The sequence below is a fragment of the Acidimicrobiales bacterium genome, assembly GCA_036273495.1.
In the GTDB taxonomy this organism is placed as follows: Bacteria; Actinomycetota; Acidimicrobiia; order Acidimicrobiales; family JAJPHE01; genus DASSEU01.
In genome coordinates this window covers 1-2,397 of record DASUHN010000246.1, presented here as the reverse complement: position 1 = coordinate 2,397, position 2,397 = coordinate 1, and the positions used below count along the sequence as shown (strand labels likewise).

General features: G+C 73.1%; 3 protein-coding genes. All 3 read right to left on the bottom strand.

Going from position 1 to position 2,397, the window contains the following annotated elements; genetic code table 11:
- Positions 1-131: 131 nt before the first annotated feature.
- Positions 132-524: an OB-fold domain-containing protein gene (locus tag VFW24_10615; protein ID HEX5267214.1), complete on the bottom strand. Its 393-nt coding sequence runs from the start codon at positions 522-524 to the stop codon at positions 132-134.
- A 15-nt stretch (positions 525-539) separates the two neighbouring features.
- Positions 540-1,358, bottom strand: a complete 819-nt coding sequence (locus VFW24_10610; GenBank protein HEX5267213.1) for an enoyl-CoA hydratase/isomerase family protein — start codon at positions 1,356-1,358, stop codon at positions 540-542.
- A partial coding sequence (locus tag VFW24_10605) for an AMP-binding protein (GenBank protein ID HEX5267212.1) occupies positions 1,348-2,397 on the bottom strand: 1,050 nt, incomplete at its 5' end. The genes VFW24_10610 and VFW24_10605, both read right to left, overlap by 11 nt.

The window sequence follows — 2,397 nt, the reverse complement described above, 5'->3', positions numbered from 1 at the left end:
CCCGTCCACTTCCCCGGGCTCGAGGCCGGCGTCGTCGACGGCCGCCCGGCACGCCTCCGCCGCCTGGGCCAGCACGCTGCGCCCCGAGCTGCGGGTGAACGCCGTATAGCCGACGCCGACGAGGGCGGCGGTCATCGGGCGGTGAACCGCAGCTCGGTCCAGCCGGGATGGTCGACGAACGTCGGGCCCACGGCCAGACCGATGACGGCCGCCTCCGGGGGCTCGAGGCGCCCGAAGACCCGCCCGCCCCCATCGAGGTCCACGGTCACCACCGCGTAGGGGAGCTCCTCCTCCGGCACCGAGCCCAGAGGCCGGTGGGTCCTCACCCACGAGTACACCCTCCCCGTCCCGGTGACCTCGACGTCGTGGGCCTCCGTGCTCCCACACCAGGGGCAGGCGGGCATGCGCTCGAGCCGGCGCCGCGAGCACGCCCCGCACTCCTGGACGACCACCCGGTGGTCGGAAAACGCCGACCACAGCGGGCCGCTCTCCTCGTCCACATCGGGACCGGGGGTGCTGGTCACAACCGGATCCACCGGTCAGTCCCCCGTGAAGCGGGGCGTGCGCTTCTCGGCGAAGGCCGCCAGTCCCTCGGGCGCGTCGTGGGACGTCAGGCAGTAGTAGGCGTCCCGCTCCGCCTCGTAGCGCAGCCCGGCGTCCACGCTGCCGTTGTCGGCCCACAGCTCGTTCATCACCTGCTTGGCGTTGGCAACGGCCAGAGGGCTCTTGGCCGCCACCTCCCGCCCGAAGGCCAGCCCGGCATCGAGGAGCTCCCCGTCCGGCACGCACCGGCTGGCCAGCCCCCATTCGACCGCCTCGGGCGCCGACAGGAAGCGCCCGGACAGGACCAGTTCCACGGCCCGGGCCCGGCCGATGGCGCGGGGGAGGAGGGTGAGCACTCCACCGCCGCCCATCTGCCCGAAGTTGAGGTGGCCGTCGCCGATCCGCGCCGAGACCCCGACGATGGCGAAGTCGCAGTTCAGGATGAGCTCGAGGCCGCCGGCGGCGGTCACCCCGTTGACCAGGGCCACCACCGGGACCGGCAGCCGGCGCAGGCGCCCGAACACCCGGTGCAGCTCGGCCACGAAGCGGGGGAAGGCCACGGGGTCGCGCTGCAGGGTGCGGTACGACTCGAGGTCCCCTCCGGCGCTGAAGGCCCGCCCCTCCCCGGTCACCAGGACCGTGCGCACCCGGCGGTCGGCGGCGATGCCGTCGAGGGCCCGATCGAGCTCGGCCAGCACCTGGGTGTCGATGGGGTTGAGCTGGGTGGGCCGGTTCAGGCGGATGAAGGCCGCCACCGCGTCTCCCTCGAGGGGGACGTGGTCGACCAGCACGGTGGCGGGGGTATCAGGAGGCATCGACGGGCACCAGCATTCTCACGATCTCGTGCTTCTGCACCTTGCCCGACGCCGTAGTGGGCAGCGAGTCCAGGACCTCCAGCCGCTCGGGCAGCTTGTAGGTGGCCAGCCCCGCCCGGCGCAGGCGCTCCACCGCCGCCTCCAGGTCGAGGGACGCCCCCGCGGTCAGGACCACGCAGGCGCACATCCGCTCCCCGAGCCTGGGGTCGGGGACTCCGACCACCGCCGCCCGCTCCACCTCGGGGAAGCCGACGAGGAGAGTCTCGATCTCGGCCGGGGCGATGTTCAGGCCGCCCCGGATGATGATCTCCTTCTTGCGGCCGACCACGGTCAGGTAGCCGTCGTCGTCGACGGTGACCATGTCACCCGAGCGCACCCAACCGGCGGGGTCGAAGGTGGCGGCGGTGCGCTCGGCGTCCTCGAAGAACCCGACGGACGTGTTGGGCCCGCGGACGAAGGCCTCTCCCGGCTCGCCGGGTGGCACCGGTCGGCCGTCGGCATCACGGACCTCGACCTCGACGTGGCTCATCGGGCGGCCGTCGGTCACCCGGCGCTTCTCGGCGGGGGAGTCGGGTCGGTTCCAGGTGCCGACCAGCACCTCGGTCGAGCCGTAGAGACGGAGCACGCCGATGGCGCGCTCTCCCGCCGCGTCGACCAGAGCCGGGGGCACGGGCGCCCCGCCGCACCCGAACAACCGCATGCTCGGCAGGGCGGTGCCCGCCGCCTCCGCCGCTCCGACCAGGTCCTGCAGGAAGGTGGTGGCGGCCAGCGTGTAGGAGCACCGGTGGGCCTCGATCAGGTTGACGGCGCCCACCGGGTCCCACTCGTCCTGGAGCACCAGCGGGAGCCGGTGGTACAGGGCGAAGCGGATCCCGTAGTTGAACCCGGTCGAGTGCCCGACGGGCGAGGGCATCCACACCACGTCCGCCGCCGTCACACCCAGGTCGGAGGCTGCTACCCGAACGCTGAAGTTGGCGGTCTGCTCCGTGTGCATGATCGCCTTGGGGCGGGCCTCGGTGCCGGAGGTGAAGATCAGCTC